The sequence below is a fragment of the Actinoplanes sp. ATCC 53533 genome, from assembly GCF_003947245.1.
The window spans coordinates 1-15,540 of record NZ_QHHV01000086.1 but is presented as its reverse complement, the minus strand read 5'-3'; the positions used below and the strand labels follow the sequence as shown (position 1 = coordinate 15,540).

The 15,540-nt window shown below is 70.5% G+C and carries 15 protein-coding genes; 4 read left to right on the top strand and 11 right to left on the bottom strand.

Annotated elements, in window-relative coordinates; genetic code table 11:
* Positions 1-188: MBL fold metallo-hydrolase (locus DMB66_RS27050; RefSeq protein ID WP_148112772.1), on the bottom strand; the 188-nt coding region annotated here is incomplete at its 3' end.
* 24 nt (positions 189-212) lie between these two features.
* Between DMB66_RS27050 and DMB66_RS27045 the strand changes: the two genes are divergently transcribed.
* Positions 213-548, top strand: coding sequence for a DUF2631 domain-containing protein (locus tag DMB66_RS27045; protein WP_125806924.1), 336 nt, complete (start codon positions 213-215; stop codon positions 546-548).
* A gap of 53 nt (positions 549-601) precedes the next feature.
* Here the strand turns inward: DMB66_RS27045 and DMB66_RS27040 are convergent, their stop codons facing one another.
* From DMB66_RS27040 to DMB66_RS27005, 8 genes are all read right to left on the bottom strand, one after another.
* Complete coding sequence (locus tag DMB66_RS27040; protein WP_125806923.1) at positions 602-1,669, bottom strand: DivIVA domain-containing protein; 1,068 nt, start codon at positions 1,667-1,669, stop codon at positions 602-604.
* Between the two features lie 40 nt (positions 1,670-1,709).
* On the bottom strand, positions 1,710-2,888 hold the full coding sequence (gene rlmN / locus DMB66_RS27035) for a 23S rRNA (adenine(2503)-C(2))-methyltransferase RlmN (protein WP_125806922.1): 1,179 nt from the start codon (positions 2,886-2,888) through the stop codon (positions 1,710-1,712).
* A gap of 34 nt (positions 2,889-2,922) precedes the next feature.
* The gene (locus tag DMB66_RS27030) at positions 2,923-4,104 is read right to left on the bottom strand and encodes a phosphatidate cytidylyltransferase (RefSeq protein WP_125806921.1); all 1,182 of its coding nucleotides are present in this window, start codon (positions 4,102-4,104) and stop codon (positions 2,923-2,925) included.
* Entirely contained in the window at positions 4,104-4,661 is a 558-nt protein-coding gene (gene frr, locus DMB66_RS27025) for a ribosome recycling factor (protein WP_125806920.1), read from the bottom strand. Before frr ends, DMB66_RS27030 begins: the two co-directional genes overlap by 1 nt.
* Positions 4,662-4,719: 58 nt before the next feature.
* A complete protein-coding gene (gene pyrH, locus DMB66_RS27020) occupies positions 4,720-5,484 on the bottom strand; it encodes a UMP kinase (protein WP_125806919.1) in 765 nt (254 codons plus the stop codon).
* 101 nt (positions 5,485-5,585) lie between these two features.
* Positions 5,586-6,416, bottom strand: a complete 831-nt coding sequence (gene tsf / locus DMB66_RS27015; protein WP_125806918.1) for a translation elongation factor Ts — start codon at positions 6,414-6,416, stop codon at positions 5,586-5,588.
* Between the two features lie 76 nt (positions 6,417-6,492).
* A complete protein-coding gene (gene rpsB / locus DMB66_RS27010) occupies positions 6,493-7,401 on the bottom strand; it encodes a 30S ribosomal protein S2 (RefSeq protein WP_125806917.1) in 909 nt (302 codons plus the stop codon).
* Between the two features lie 403 nt (positions 7,402-7,804).
* Positions 7,805-8,548, bottom strand: coding sequence for a hypothetical protein (locus DMB66_RS27005; protein WP_125806916.1), 744 nt, complete (start codon positions 8,546-8,548; stop codon positions 7,805-7,807).
* Positions 8,549-8,694: 146 nt separating this feature from the next.
* Between DMB66_RS27005 and DMB66_RS27000 the strand changes: the two genes are divergently transcribed.
* From DMB66_RS27000 to dprA, 3 genes are all read left to right on the top strand, one after another.
* Complete coding sequence (locus DMB66_RS27000) at positions 8,695-9,054, top strand: YraN family protein (RefSeq protein ID WP_125806915.1); 360 nt, start codon at positions 8,695-8,697, stop codon at positions 9,052-9,054.
* Positions 9,055-10,611 carry a YifB family Mg chelatase-like AAA ATPase gene (locus DMB66_RS26995; RefSeq protein WP_125806914.1) on the top strand — a complete coding sequence of 519 codons (1,557 nt, stop codon included), beginning with the start codon at positions 9,055-9,057 and terminating at the stop codon, positions 10,609-10,611.
* Between the two features lie 300 nt (positions 10,612-10,911).
* A complete protein-coding gene (dprA, locus tag DMB66_RS26990) occupies positions 10,912-12,105 on the top strand; it encodes a DNA-processing protein DprA (RefSeq protein WP_125806913.1) in 1,194 nt (397 codons plus the stop codon).
* Between the two features lie 29 nt (positions 12,106-12,134).
* Here dprA and DMB66_RS26985 read toward each other — a convergent pair whose 3' ends face one another.
* Positions 12,135-12,320, bottom strand: coding sequence for a DNA-binding protein (locus DMB66_RS26985; RefSeq protein ID WP_125806925.1), 186 nt, complete (start codon positions 12,318-12,320; stop codon positions 12,135-12,137).
* A gap of 2,528 nt (positions 12,321-14,848) precedes the next feature.
* Positions 14,849-15,540, bottom strand: a 692-nt coding sequence (locus tag DMB66_RS26975) for a transposase (RefSeq protein ID WP_148112771.1), incomplete at its 5' end; no start/stop codon positions are given.

The following is a 15,540-nucleotide window of genomic DNA, read 5'->3' as shown; positions in this document are numbered from 1 at the left end:
TGGTCGCGGTGCAGGTGGGAGACGTACAGGTAGTCGACGTCGCCGAGACTCTCCCAGTCGAGCAGGGAGTTGTCGGGGAACGGGAACCACGACGCGAAATACGCCGGGTTGACCCACGGGTCGCACAGAATGCTTCCCGCGCCCGTGTCGATCCGCATGCTCGCGTGGCCAGTGCCCGTGATCCGCACCGTTCAGCTCCCTCGGTCCCGCAGATGTCCGACGGCATCGAAGGTACCGGGTCCGGGTTGGTGGGCCGCGCGCGGAGGCGCCATGCGAAACTGATCGGGTTGTCATCACCATCGTCGCAGGAGGACCGAGTCGTGGCAGAAGAGCCGGTTTACGCACCCGACCAGCTCAAGCCGGGCAACCGCAAGTGGGCCCGGATCGGCGCCATCGGCACCGCCGTGATTCTGCTGGCGATGCTGATCGGCAACCACGAGGGCAACACCGAGAACATCTGGCTCATCGGCACCGCGCTGGCGCTCATCGCCACGGTGGTGGGCGACGCCGTGCTGCGGCGCAACGGCCTCAAGCCGAACGACCAGTAACCCCCGTACGCGAAAAGGCCCGCTCCCCGACCGGGAGCGGGCCTTTCCCGTGCTCAGCGGTGGCGCAGCAGGATGTCCTTGACCTCGCGCAGCGCCGCGTCGACCTCGGCCTCGAAGTAGCCACCCGGAACCAGCCCGAACTGCAGCGTGTCGAGCTCGTTCTCGGGCACAGGCATCGGGCCGCGGCCGGTCATGGCCTGCAGGATGCTCTCGAAAAGCCGGTCCACCTGCACCGGGTCGTAGCCGCTGCCGAACCGGCGCGGCTGGAAGGTGCGGCGCAGCTGGTCCACCCTGTACAGCTCCGGGCTGCCGCCCTGGCCGCCGCCCATCGGGGGGCCACCCATCGGCGGACCGCCCCCGGGCGGGCCGCTCATCGGGGGACCACTCATCGGGGGCGCGCTCATCGGGGCCGGTCCGCCGAAGCGGTCGCGCTCGGGCATCCGGATCTCGGCCGTCATGTCGGTCTTGCCGTGCCGGCCCGGCTCGAAGCCGTCGTAGCCGCCGGTGTCGTAGCCGGACGGGGCCGGCGGACGCTGCTGCTGTGGCTGCTGACCGTACCCAGGCTCCTCGTAACGGCCGTACGGGTCCGGTGCGGGCATCTGGGGGCGCTGCGGAAGCTGCTGCGGCTGCATCCGGTCCTCGCGGCCGTACGGGTCCTCGCGGGCGTACTGGCTCTCGCGGGCGTACTGGTCCTCGCGGGGATACTGATCCTCGCGGGCGAACTGACGGTCGTCGCGGATCGGCGGCGCGGGCAACCGCTCGGTCGGCGGCGCGGAACGGCCCAGCGCCTGGCTCATCCGGTCGCTCGGCATGCCGCCGCGCATCGGCTCCGGCTGCATCCGGTCCGGCGTCATCCGGGGGTCGGGGGCGCGCCCACCCCGGTCCTCGAACTCGGCGAGCTGTCGCTCCACGCGGTCCAGGTGCAGGTCGACCTGCCACTCGTCGTAACCGCCGAAGCGCACCCGGAAGACGACGTCGTGCACCTCCTGGGCACCGACGGGCGCGCCGGACTGCTCACCGGCCAGGGTCGCCTCGACCCTGTCCAGGAAAGCGTCGACCTCGTCGACCTTGTAACCGCGGCGCAGTGCGCGCCGTCGGAAACGCTGTCCCTGACTCGTCACAACGTCTCCCAAATCAGCATCCGCAGGGAACTGAGCCCCGTCATCGTGCCACCTCCGCGTCGGCGACGGCGCCCCCAGCGTCCATCACCGTCAGCTCACTTGCGGCCAATTGGCCGCATGCACCGTCGATCTCCCGCCCCCGGGTGTCTCGGACCGTAGCCGCCACTCCTGAGTCCCGCAGCCGGCGGAGGAATTCCCGTTCGACCGGCTTGGGGCTGGCGTCCCACTTGCTGCCCGGCGTCGGGTTGAGCGGGATCAGATTCACATGCGCCAGCTTGCCGTGCAGCAACCTGCCAAGCAGGTCGGCACGCCAGGGTTGATCGTTAACATCCCTGATCAGGGCGTACTCGATCGAAATCCGACGACCGGTCTGCGCCGCGTAGTCGAACGCGGCATCGAGCACCTCGGCCACCTTCCAGCGCTGGTTGACGGGCACAAGCTCATCGCGCAGATCATCATCGGGGGCGTGCAGGGACAGCGCAAGAGTCACGGACAGCTCTTCGGCGATCAACCGCCGCATTGCGGGCACCAGGCCCACGGTGGAGACCGTGATGTGCCGTTGTGAGAGACCAAGACCCTCCGGGGCGGGGGCGACCAGACGGCGCACGGCCTCGATCACCCGGGGGTAGTTGGCCAGCGGCTCGCCCATGCCCATGAACACGACCCGGGACAGCCGCGGCGGCGACCCGGTGACCGCGCCGGAGGCCGCGACGCCCGCGAGGTAGACGACCTGGTCGACGATCTCGGCGATGGACAGGTTGCGGGTGAGGCCGGCCTGGCCGGTGGCGCAGAACGGGCAGGCCATGCCGCAGCCGGCCTGGCTGGACACGCACGCGGTGATCCGGTCGGGATAGCCCATCAGGACGCTCTCGACCATCGCGTTGTCGTGCAGCTTCCACACCGTCTTGCGGGTGGCGCCGTCGTCACAGGTCAGCTCGCGCTGCGGGGTGAGCAGCGTGGGCAGCAGGTCGCCGACGATCTTGTCGCGGGACGCGACGGGCAGGTCGGTCATCGCGGCGGGGTCGCGCACCAGCCGCCCGAAGTAGTGGGTGGAGAGCTGCTGAGCGCGGAACGCGGGCTCACCGAGCTCGGCGACGGCCGCGCGGCGGCCGGCCAGATCAAGGTCGGCGAGATGGCGCGGCGGCATCGCGGGGCGACGCCGGGTGACCACCGCGTCGGGGGTGTCGGGGCTGGTCGGGATGACCGGAAGAATCGTCATGGCGTATCCAGTCTCCCACGTCGCGCGCACATGCCTACCCCGGCGGCGCGATGAGCGAGAGCAGCAGGAACGCCGTCGGCACCGCGAAGAGAATCGAATCGAGCCGGTCCATCAGGCCGCCGTGTCCCGGCAGCAGGTTGCTCATGTCCTTGATGCCGATATCGCGCTTGAGCATCGATTCCGCCAAATCGCCCAGCACGGCGACCACCGAGATCACGGCACCGAAGAGCAGACCACCGTAGAACGGGACATCGAGCAGGAAGTATGCCAGCGCCGAGCTGCCGACGGCCGCCGCCGTGACCGAGCCGGCGAAGCCCTCCCAGGACTTCTTGGGGCTGATCGTGGGGGCCATCGGATGCTTGCCGAGGAAGACGCCGGCCGCGTAGCCACCTGTGTCCGACAACACCACCGCGAGCAGGGTGATGAGCACCCGGTAGTCGCCGTCCTCGGGCCGGGCGAGCAGCACACCGAAGCTCAGCAGGAACGGCACATAGACGGAGATCAGGGTGACCGCCTCGAGATCCCTCCGCAGACCCGCGACACCGTCGGCCAGGCGCCACAGCAGGGCGGCCAGCACGGTCACCAGCAGGCCCAGGATCAGCGCGTCCGTGCTGCCGTACCAGGCCAGGCCGGTCATCAGCACGCCGCCGGCGACCAGCGGGATCAGCGGCGGCCTGGCGCCAGTGATCTTGATGGCCCGGGTCATCTCCCAGACGCCGAGCCCGGCGGCCAGGGCGAGCACCCCGAGGAACGCTTCCTTGTAGACGAAGAGCGAGGCCAGGACGACCAGGATCATGCCGACCCCGACCGCGATGGCGGCGGGCAGGTTGCGGCCCGCCCGGCCGGTCGGTTTCGCCGCGGGCTTGCCACCACGGCCGGCCCGGCGCTTGCCGGGGCCGCGTGGAGCCGGGCCGTCCGCTTCCGCTGCCGTCAATTCCCACTCCGCCTGCGAGGTCGAGGTCGCTGCGGTGGCGGCTGCCCAGGGGGCGCGGGGCTCCACGCCGCCGGGATCCGGTTCGGTCACCGCCGCGGGCCCCGGGGTGAAAGCGTTCCACGACTGCCCGCTGCGGGCCGACTCCTGAGCCGTCTCACGACGGTAGGCCGCGTACGGGTCGGGCTCACCGTCGCGGCCGTACGGGGCCGGAACGTCGGGTTGCCCGGACGCCCGGCCACCGGAAGGGGTCTGCCCGCCGCGGGGCTCGTCGAGGTACGACATCAGACCTCGAGCAGCTCGGCTTCCTTGTGCTTGACGAGCTCGTCGACCACAGCCACATAGCGGTGCGTGACGTCGTCCAGTTCCTTCTCGGCGCGCCGGCCGTCGTCCTCGCCGGCCTCGCCGTCCTTGACCAGACGGTCGAGCTGCTCCTTGGCCTTGCGGCGCACGTTGCGGATCGCGACGCGGCCCTCCTCGGACTTGTGCCGCGCGACCTTGATCATCTCGCGGCGCCGTTCCTCGGTCATCTGCGGCAGGTGGATGCGCAGCTGGGTGCCCTCGTTGTTGGGGTTGACCCCCAGGTCCGAGTCGCGGATCGCCCGCTCGATCGGGGCGAGCTGAGACGCGTCGTACGGCTTCACGATCACCATGCGCGGCTCCGGCACGCCGACCGACGCCATCTGGGTCACCGGAGTCGGCGCGCCGTAGTAGTCGACGACGATCTTGGAGAACATCGCCGGCGTGGCACGGCCCGTACGGATCGCGGCGAACTCCTCCTTGGCGTGCTCGACCGCGCTCTCCATCTTTTCTTCGGCCTCGAAGAGGATCTCGTCGATCACCGCTCCGTCGCCTCCTTGTTCCTCGTCATCGTTAACAAAGTGTGGGGTACGCGCGGGATCACGTGGTGATCAGGGTGCCGATCTTCTCGCCACTGACGGCCCGGACGATCGTGTCGTCGCCCTGGGCGCCGAAGACGAGCATGGGCAGGCCGTTCTCCTCGCACAGGCTGAAGGCGGCCTGATCGGCGACGCGCAGGCCCTGCTGCAGCACGCTGGCGAAGGTGATGTGATCGATCTTGCGGGCGTCCGGGTCGGTCCGCGGGTCCGCGGTGTAGACGCCGTCGACGCCGTTCTTGCTCATCAGCACGAGGTCGGCGTGGATCTCCAGCGCGCGCTGCGCCGTGACCGTGTCGGTGGAGAAGTACGGCATCCCGGCGCCGGCGCCGAAGATGACGACGCGGCCCTTCTCAAGGTGCCGGATGGCACGCAACGGGATGTACGGCTCCGCGACCTGGGCCATCGTGATCGCGGTCTGCACCCGCGTCTCGATGCCCTCCTTCTCGAGGAAGTCCTGCAGGGCCAGGCAGTTCATGACCGTGCCGAGCATGCCCATGTAGTCGGCGCGGTTCCGGTCCATGCCGCGCTTCTGCAGCTCGGCGCCGCGGAAGAAGTTGCCGCCGCCGACGACGACCGCGATCTGCACGCCACGCCTGGTCGCCGTGGCGATCTGCCGGGCGATGCCCTGCACGACGTCGGGGTCGACACCGACCGCGCCGCCGCCGAAGACCTCGCCGGAAAGCTTCAGCACGACCCGCCGGGGCCGTTCGGCCCGGGGCGCCGCGATCTCGTCCAAAGCGACAGCCTGCTCGGTCACCATCGTCATGCCGGTCCGCCTTTCCTTCGCTAACCCGAGACCCTATGTGACGGGGAGGCCGGGCGCTTGTCTCGCGTCCCGGCCTCCCGCGCAGTGCGCTGGTGCCTGGATTACTCCTGGCCGACCTCGAACCGGACGAAGCGGGTGACTTCGATACCGGAATCGGCCGTTACCTGCTTGACGGTCTTCTTGTTGTCGGTGACCGACGGCTGCTCCAGCAGGACGAAGTCCTTGAAGAAGGAGTTCACCCGGCCTTCGACGATCTTGGGCAGCGCCTGCTCCGGCTTGCCCTCCTCACGAGCGGTCTGCTCGGCGATGCGGCGCTCCGACTCGACGGTCTCGGCGGGCACCTGCTCGCGGGTGAGGAACTTCGGCCGCATGGCAGCGATCTGCATGCCGACCGCGCGGGCGTCGTCGGCGCCGGCCTCGTCGGTCTTGCCGGTGAACTCCACCAGCACGCCGACCTGCGGCGGCAGGTCCTGCGCCTTGCGGTGCAGGTAGACCGCGACGGTGCCGTCGAGGAGGGCGAAGCGGTTGAGCACGATCTTCTCGCCGATCTTGGCGGAGAAGTCCTGGATCACGTCGGCGACGGCGCGGCCGTCGGCGAGCGTGGAGGCCAGCAGCGCGGCGGCGTCGGCCAGCTTGGCCTGCTCGCCGTGCTCCACCAGCGTCTGACCCAGCGCGACGAAGTCGGCGGTCTTGGCGACGAAGTCGGTCTCGCAGTTGAGCTCGAGCAGCGCCTTGCCGGAGTGGGCGACGATGCCGTTGGCGGCGGTCCGTCCGGCCCGCTTGCCGACGTCCTTCGCACCCTTGATGCGCAGGAACTCGACGGCCTGGTCGAAGTCACCCGCCGACTCTTCGAGCGCCTTCTTGCAGTCCATCATGCCGGCGCCGGTGAGGTCGCGGAGCTTCTTCACGTCCGCGGCGGTGTAGTTGGCCATGACTCTCTCTCGATGCTTGAGGTCCGGGATCTTCCGGGGGCCGGCCGCCGTTTCCGGCGGCCGGCTTCCTGAGGTGTTACTCCGCGTTGGCAGCGACCGGCTCGGCCGGCACGACGACCGGCTCAGCGGCCGGCTCGGCGGCAGCGGCCGGAGCGGCAGCAGCAGCGGCGGGCTCGGCGTCAGCGGCCTTCTTGTCGGCGCCCTCGTAGAGGTCGCGCTCCCACTCGGGCAGCGGCTCACCGGCGGCGACGGTGCCCGGCTCGGGCTTGTCGTCGGCGTTGCCACGGTTGCGGCCGGACCGCTTGATCAGGCCGTCCGCGACGGCGGCGGCGATGACCTTGGTCAGCAGCTCGGCCGAGCGGATCGCGTCGTCGTTGCCCGGGATCGGGAAGTCGACCTCGTCCGGGTCGCAGTTGGTGTCCAGCACCGCGATGACCGGGATGCCCAGCTTGCGGGCCTCGTCGACGGCGATGTGCTCCTTCTTGGTGTCGACGACCCAGATCGCCGACGGCACCTTCGTCATGTCCCGCAGACCGCCGAGGGTCTTGGTGAGCTTGGTCTGCTCACGGAACAGCTGAAGGGTCTCCTTCTTGGTGTAGCCGGCGGCGGTGCCCGTCAGGTCACCGATCGCCTCGAGCTCCTTCATGCGCTGGAGCCGCTTGTACACCGTCTGGAAGTTGGTCAGCATGCCACCCAGCCAGCGGTGGTTGACGTACGGCTGGCCGACGCGGGTCGCGTGCTCCGCGATCGCTTCCTGGGCCTGCTTCTTGGTGCCGACGAAGAGGATGTGGCCACCCTCGGCGACGGTGTCCCGGACGTACGCGTAGGCCTTCTCGATGTATTCGAGGGTCTGGCGCAGGTCGATGATGTAGATACCGTTGCGCTCGGTGAAGATGAAGCGCTTCATCTTCGGGTTCCAGCGCCGGGTCTGGTGCCCGAAGTGGACACCGCTCTCCAGCAGTTGACGCATGGTCACGACGGCCATGGTGAATTGCTCCCTGTTTTCCCTGGTTGTCACGCTCACCGGCGGTGGGCGTCCTGGCGCCCGGTCGCCGGCCCAGGTGGGACCCGAAGAGATCGGGACCAGGGAGGACCGTCGCTGACGGCTCATGATCCGGGCCGGCAAGGTGCCGCCGGCAAGTGATCAACCATGGCTCGTGCAGAGGGCGCGCGAGGTCGACCGCGCGGGGCGGTCGCCGGGAACCAGCATACGCCGTTCGCGGCGCGGCCCGCTTCCGGGCAGCCGCCGCACGACTTCCGGGGTTTTTGTCGCTTTGATCAGGCCGCCGGGCCTTGTTTGTCGCTCTGACCGGACCGCCGGGCCTTGTAAACCGCTCAGACCAGACCGCCGGGCCTTATTTGTCGCTTTGACCAGACTGCGGGCTGCCTCAGGCCACCCCGAGGCCGGCGGCCATGAGCAGGACCAGGCCGATCGGGAGATAGGCGAGCGGCGGGCGCAGCCAAGCGTCACGGGTGCCCGCCGGGCCGCCGCCGGCCAGCGAATACAACCCGAAGCCGGTGAGCGGAAGCCCCAGGGTGAGCAGCACCGCGGGAACGACACCCCGCGCGCTCGGGTCGTCCACGAAAGTCACCCGGATCAGGAGCAGGAGCGCCGGAATCAACAGGACGACAGTGACGGCGGCGAACACAACCGCCGAAACCGGACGGCGGGAGCGGTACACCGCGTCGGCGGCACCGCCCCGGCCCCCGGCCAGCGGGACCATGCTGGTCGGCTCGTTGTAGGCGGCGGCCGGCGGGGCCTCCGGCGGCGAGCCGTACGTGGTGGCCGTCGCGGCCGTGGCCGCGGGAGCCTCGGCGGGCGACGTGGCACCGCCCGGCCGGATCGCCGGATACTCCGGACCGCGCACGGGGATCCGGATCGAGCCGGAATCCGCGGACGACACCGCGTGGCTGCCGGAGGTCGTCGCCGGGTCGGCCGAGGCGTAACCGGCCGGCGGCGCCGAATACGGATCGGCGGAGCGCTGGTCGGGCAACCGGAACGCGCTGCTGGGACGCTCGTGCACCGCAGAGTCGTAGGGGTTGGCATCCTGCGCGCCCGACGCCTCGGGCGATCGCTGGCCGGTGTACCAGCTGGGTTCCGGCTCTTCGGCGTACCGGCGATGTCCTTCCACGATTTCGCACCGTAGGGGACTCCGGGGCCGGATGCCACAGCTGCGGGCTTATCAGATCACGGCCATGACGCTGCGGTTATCCACAATCGCGCTCTGTCCACAACCGGGGCTGCGCGGGGGGTCCTGGATGCGCGACGGTCGCCGTCATGACGACGGAGAGAAGGGCGGTCGGCGCGTACGGCGAACGACTGGCCGAGCGGCACCTGGTCGATCAGGGGCTGGTGGTGCTCGCCCGCAACTGGCGGTGTGCCGAGGGCGAGATCGACCTGATCCTGCGTGACGGCGACGACGTCGTGTTCTGCGAGGTGAAGACCCGCCGCGGCGACCGCTTCGGCACTCCGGCCGAGGCGATCGGCCCGGTCAAGGTCCGCCGTCTGCGCCGGCTGGCGGCGCGCTGGCTGGCCGAGACGAGGGTACGGCCACGCGAGGTCCGCTTCGACGTGGTGGCGGTCCTCCCCCAGCCGCGCGGAGCGACGGTCGTCGAGCATGTCCGCGCGGCGTTCTAGATGAGCTATGCGCGAATGCTGTGCGTCGGGCTCGTCGGCGTCGAAGGGCACCTCGTCGAGGTGGAGGCCGACCTGTCCCCCGGGCTGCCGGCGGTGGTGCTCACCGGCCTGCCCGACACGGCCCTGCACGAGGCCCGCGACCGGGTCCGGGCCGCGGTGGTCAACTCGGGCCAGAGCTGGCCGAACAGGCGGATCACGGTAAACCTGCTGCCGGCGACGCTACCCAAACACGGCAGCGCGTTCGACCTGGCGATCGCGTGCGCGCTGCTGGCCGGGGCGGGCGAGTTGCCGTCCGCACCGCTGGAGGGCGTGGTGCTGCTGGGCGAGCTGGGGCTGGACGGTGCGGTGCGGCCGATCCGCGGGGTGCTGCCCATGGTGGCGGCCGCCGTGCGAGCCGGGATCAAGCGGGTGATCGTGCCGCTGGGCAACGCCCGCGAGGCGACGGTGGTGCCGGGGCTGACGGTGCGCGGCGTTGACTCGCTGCACCGGCTGGTCGCGTACGTCCGCGGCGAGGACGACCTGCCGCCGGCCCGTCCGGCCGCCTCCGCTACCGGCGCGGAGTCGGTGCCGCCGGCAGCCGGCCCGGATCTGGCGGACGTCGCCGGGCAGGAGCTGGGCCGTTATGCGCTCGAGGTGGCCGCGGCCGGTGGGCACCACCTCGCCATGACCGGCCCGCCGGGCGCGGGAAAGACCATGCTGGCCGAGCGCCTGCCGTCGATCCTGCCCGAGCTGGACGACGCGTCGGCGCTGGAAGTGACCGCTCTGCAGTCGATCGCGGGCGTGCTGCCACCGGAGGGTGGCCTGGTGCGCCGCCCGCCGTTCCAGGCACCGCACCACAGCGCGAGCCTGGCGGCGCTGGTGGGCGGCGGCTCGGGGCTGGCCCGGCCGGGTGCGCTCTCGCTGGCCCATCGCGGCGTGCTGTTTCTGGACGAGACGCCAGAGTTCGCCAACGCGACATTGCAGGCGCTGCGGCAGCCGCTGGAGAGCGGCCGGGTCCTGCTGGCCCGGAGCCGGGGCAACACCGAATATCCGGCGCGCGTCCAGGTGGTGCTGGCGGCGAACCCGTGCCCGTGCGCCACCCCGGCAGGCGACCAGTTCTGCGAATGCACGGCGCGGGTCAGGCGCCGCTATCTGGCGAAGCTGTCCGGCCCGCTGCTGGACCGGATCGACATCCAGATCCGGATCCAGCCGGTGAGCGCCGTCCAGCTGATGACCACCGCGGGGCCCGCCGAGTCGTCCGCCGTGGTGGCCGAGCGGGTGGCGAAGGCTCGTGCGGCGGCCACTGAGCGCTGGTCGGGGGCCGGCTGGCGAGTCAACGCGGAGGTGCCCGGGCCGCGACTGCGACGGCCGCCGTGGCAGCTGGCGGCCCAGGACACGGCGGCGTTGCGCGCGGGGCTGGAGCGGGGGGCGCTGTCGGCACGGGGCTTCGACCGGATCCTGCGGTTGGCCTGGTCGATCGCGGATCTGGACGGGCGGGACCGGCCTACGGGCTCGGATGTACACGAGGCGGCACAACTACGAATGGGAGAGGCCCATGACCAAAGAGACCAGAGCTGACCGACGTCCGTCCCCTTTCACCTTCCCGCGCCCACCGCGGCGCCGGTCGCCGCCCTCACCACGTGTCGCCGCTCCGATTCTTGCCGCTGTTCCTGCTCCCGCCCCCGCGGTTGCGGCCGTTCCAGTCGCCGTTCCTGCTGCGGCGCCGGTTGTCCGGCTGCGGCCGGATGAAGCCTTGCGGTCACTCATCAAGTGGCCTTCGGGTGGGCGTCGCCGCTCCGGACGACGGAGGCCGCGTCGGATTCGCGATCTGCCGATTCCGACTGGCGGCGACGACGGCGACGGCGACGGGACGGCCGCATGAACGGGCCGTCACCGGCCGACGACGCCGACCGGATGGCACGGGTCGCCCTGACCTGGCTCGCCGAGCCGGGCAATCGGGCCGTCTGGCACTTGGTGGAGGTAGCGGGCGCCGAGGCCACTCTGGACCGGCTGCTGGGCGGGGACATCCCCGAGTCGACGCTGCGGGCGGCGGTGATCTCCCGGACGGCGGCCGGCGACCCACGCCGGCTGGCCGAGGTCGCGCTGCTGCGGGCGGACCGCCTCGGGGCCCGGGTCGTGGTGCCCGGCGATCCGGAGTGGCCGGCCGGCGTGGAGGCGCTGAGCACCCTGGAGTTGGAGGGCGGCGACCGGATCAACCGTGACGTCCGCCCACCGCTGTGCCTCTGGGTCCGCGGCGGGCGCCGGCTGGACGAGGCGTTCGCCCGTTCGGTCGCTGTGGTCGGCGCCCGCGCCGCGACGAGCTATGGCACCCACGTGACGAACGACCTCGCGTACGGGCTGGCGGAACGGGGCTGGACGGTGGTGTCCGGCGGCGCGTTCGGCATCGACGCCGCGGCGCATCGTGCGGCGCTGGCGGCGGGCGGCCTGACGGTGGCAGTGCTGGCGTGCGGGGTCGACCGGCCGTACCCGGCGGGCAACGCGGCGATGTTCGAACGGATCGCGGAAAGTGGCCTGCTGATGAGCGAGTGGCCGCCGGGCTCGGAACCACTGCGGCACCGGTTCCTGATCCGCAACCGGGTCATCGCGGCGGCGACAGTGGGAACGGTGATCGTGGAAGCGGCCGCGCGCAGCGGCGCGGTGCAGACGCTGAGCAGAACGGTCGCCCTGGGCCGGCGCGCGATGGTGGTGCCGGGCCCGGTGACGTCGGCGATGTCGGTCGGCTGCCACGAACTGCTGCGCCGGCAACCCGAGACGGTCGTCGTGACCGGCACGGCGCACGTCCTCGAAGAGGTCGGCCGGATCGGCGAATACCTGGCCGAGATACCGCGGGGCAGGGAGCACGCCCGGGACGACCTGGACGAGGACTCGGCGCTGGTCCTGGAGGCGATGCCACGCCGGGGGACAGTCGGCCCGGAGGACCTCGCGGCGAAGGCCGGGTTGGGCATTCGCACCGTCCTGCGCCGACTCTCGCTGCTGGAGATGGCGGGCCTGGTGGTCCGCCAGGACAACGGCGTGGCGCTGGCGCGCCCGGTCAGGAAGGCGCCGCCGTGAACGCCGCCACTCCCGCTCGAGCGGGTGAGTCAGGCTTCGGAGTCGTCGCTGGTACGCCGGTGCGCCTTCATCCAGGCCTCCACGTCCTCGGTCGCCCACACCTTGCCCTGGGCCAGATCGGCGACAGGCGCGGGAAAGTCCGCCCTGCTGGTGATCTGGTATGCGCGCTGACGACTCACTTCGCCCAGGCGAATGCGGATCTCGTGCGCACCCATCAATCGGATCGGCTTGGTTGCCACATGATCGACCGTAGACACATGACTATTAGTCATGGGTCAACTTCACAAAAGACAGCTAGTCACTAGTCAACTACGGTGAACACATGACTATCCCTCGCAAGCGGCGCCTGGAACCGGTCCCGCACGAGCCGTCCCACAGGCGCATCTGGCGCTCCCTGTGGCGTCGCTGCTCGTGCGGGCTCCCGGCTCCGTGCGTGGACCGGCTGGTCCCGGCGCCGCGACTCCCATTCCCGCCAACCGGGGTCCCGCCCGCCCCGGCCAGGACGGTCCGCGGCTCGGAGCAGCCCTGCTGGTCCGCCACGGCCAACGACTCAGGCCAGCTAGGACACCAGCCCGCGGAAGGCCGGCGACCGACATGGACGGCCCCGGGCCACGCCAGCCCAATGGCGCCGGCAACCAGCGCGGCCAACTGGTACGCCACGGCGCCGGCAACTCCCGGCGGCTGGCCGGAAAACACGATCGGCACGGCCGCACCGCGATATTCGGCGAGGCCGAACGACCACGCCTACCCGGTGGGCGGGTCGATCAGAAGCAGCGCGGCATGGCCGACAGGCGAAGCCAATCGAGGCGAAGCCGACCGAGGAGAAGCCGACCGAGGCGAAACGAGCATCCGCGGCCAGGCGCGTTCCCCGAACGACGTGGTCCGCTCGGCTGGCCAGACCGCATGGCCGTCCGTCCGCGCCCGGTCCGACCCTGGGTGGGCCGATGAGTTCGACAGAAGCAGAGCCGCCGGCGACAGCGAATGGGACGGCCCTCTTCAGCGATGCCAAGGCAGTGCCGCAGACGGCACACCCTGGGGCGTTCCTCCAAGCGACCCGCCCGAGGCGGCTTGGCAAGCCGGCGCGGAGTGCCCAGGCAGCGCAGCCTCCCGGCCAGGCGCAGGCAGCAAGAGAATCGCCGGAGGCACGGAGCAGAGAGACGGTCCGGAAAGCGTGGCTTGGCAAACCCCCGCGAGCCTTCCTCCACCTTCCCCGACCGACCCAAACCGCTGCGGAACAGGTCCGGGCGCATGGCTGACCAGCGATGCCGGGACACTCGGCGCAGCCGAGCACGCCAGCGAAACCAGCGCGCATGACAGAGCGAGTCCCACCAAAGAGACCGTCGCGGAAGACAAAGCACGGTGGTTCACAAGCGCAACGGACGTGAGCGACGAGGCGTCACGGTCCGCGAGCGCAACGGACGTGAGCAAGGAAGCGCCACGGTCCGCGAGCGAAACCAACGCGAACAACGAAGCGTCATGGCCCGCGAGCACAACGAACGCGAACAACGAAGCGCCACGGTCCACGAGCGAAACCAACGCGAACAACGAAGCGTCATGGCCCGCGAGCACAACGAACGCGAACAACGAAGCGCCACGGTCCACAAGCACAACCGACGTGCACGACGAAGCGTCGTGGCCCGCGAGTGAAACCGACGGCCGAGACCGACCGCGGCCTGCCGGCGAGGCCGTCTCGACAGACGCGGCATGGCCGATCGCGGAAAGCGAGACGCGACGCCCCAGCGAGGCCGCCGCAGGAAACGCAACACGGCCCAACCGCAGGGCCTTCGCAGTAGGCGACTCTCGGCTCGCCAACGAGGCGATCTCCAAAGGCGATGCGCGGCCTGCCAGCGAAACCCTTGCGGCCGACAGACCATGGCCGGCCTATACGACCGTCGCGGGCAACCGATCGTGGCCACCACTCAGCGAAACTCGCCCGGAAGATGCGGCGTGGCTGCCCAGTGCCGACAGCCCATCCGGCGACATCAATCCGCGCCGACAATCCCCGAGCGGGCAGCAAGTGCGGGCTCCCGCATGGGACGCACCAACGGTCCTCCTGTCCCAGGTCGGTCGCGCGGGCGATCTCACTCCGGCCCAGGCCTATCGGGCAGGTCGGGGCCGCTCATGGTGAATGCTCCACGGGAGGTGGACCATCTGCGCGATCGACCTTCGTGGGATTGCCTGGCCTGTGCGCGACCCTGGCCGTGCGCGCACGCGAAGAGTGAATTGCTACGCGAGTTCCGGCGGCATCCATCGAGTCTGACGATCTACATGTCGTCGTACTTGGGCGAGGCATTGAACGATCTCACCGCACACGGGGAAGCACCGCCGCCCGATCTCTACGAGAGGTTTCTATCCTGGGTGCGGCCGAGCGTTGTTGGCCTACCCGCCCAAGCCCCGAACTTCTCGACGGACCAGTAGCGCCTACCGAAGTTGCCGGCTCTACCGATGCACTACCCGCACCACCCGCACTACCCGCACTACCCGCACCACCGGGCCGCGAGCCACGGACATAGGCCGCGGACCACGGACCGCAAGGCCGCGAGGCACAGGCCGCGGACAACACGCCGCGGACCGCAGGCCGCAGACCACAAGCGGCGAACCACGGACCACGGATGCCTGGCCGTGGGGTATTCGGTACATCGCACACCGAGATAGCTCGCAGCGCCCACGAGGAAGATCAAAGGCCGCCGGACAGGGCTTTCGCCGGCTCTGGCACGGTCTCGGTGATCGTGACTGGTCGATGTCAGTCGGCGAGGAGGATGCGGCGGCGTAGGAGGTCGGGGTTGGCCCGGCCGTACATTTGTCGTTTGAGCATTTTGATGCGGTTTACGTTGCCTTCGACCGCGCCGGAACTCCACTGCATCGTGAGGCCGGCGGTGACGGCGTCCCAGTCTTTGCGCAGCCCAGCCGCGAAGGATCGGATCTCGGCGATGGCGCCGTGCTCGGCTTGTTTGACCCAGGCTTCGAGGTGGGCGCCGCCGAGCGTGCGGACCAGGTCAGTGAACCCGCGGGCGAGATCACGGATAGTGACCAGGTCGGGACATAGGTCGCAGAGCCGCTGCAACTCGGCGCGATGTTCCTCGGTGAGCTTGCCGTCGGGCCGCATGATCCAGCCGGTGATGTCCCGGGCGGGCGGGACCGGCGGCGGTGCCAGGGTTGGCTGGTCGCAGCCCCGCAGGTTGATCAGGTAGCGGCGCAGGGTGCGTTCGCCGCCGCGGTAACCACGGGCGCGGATCTCGGCCAGCAACTCGGTAGTGCCGGTGATCCCGTCCTTGCAGCGTTGCTGCAGATAGCCCTTGTACCGGTCGAGGATGCTGTCGCGGGCGGTGCCGTTGGGTCCGAGCAGCAGATCGGGGTCGGCGGCCTCGGCATAGCGGCGCACGGTCTTGGGGTCCAGACCGAGCCTGCGGGCGATGACGTAGACGCCCACGCCCT